Raw genomic sequence first — 213 nt, forward strand, 5'->3', positions numbered from 1 at the left:
ATCAATACCCTGGTTTACCAGGGGCAGGCCGGCACTCGCGGTCAGGCCTTGAGCGACTCGCTGATGAAGTCCGCACACAAGCTGATCGGGCCGGACAAGGCGCCGGTGATCGATCAATTCGTGGATCTGCCCGGTGGGCCGCTGGACGCCACCTTCGGACCGTTGTTGACGCTGTTGGGCAAGGATCTCGAAAACCGAAGCGCCAGCGACAAC

The 213-nt window shown here is 62.0% G+C and carries 1 protein-coding gene; it reads left to right on the forward strand.

Annotated features, from left to right (window positions below; all coding sequences use genetic code 11):
• On the forward strand, nt 1-213 hold a 213-nt coding region (locus tag OC610_RS29465; RefSeq protein WP_264433419.1), incomplete at both ends, for a hypothetical protein.

Origin of the sequence: Pseudomonas agronomica, from assembly GCF_025917275.1 — a bacterium.
In the GTDB taxonomy this organism is placed as follows: Bacteria; Pseudomonadota; Gammaproteobacteria; order Pseudomonadales; family Pseudomonadaceae; genus Aquipseudomonas; species Aquipseudomonas agronomica.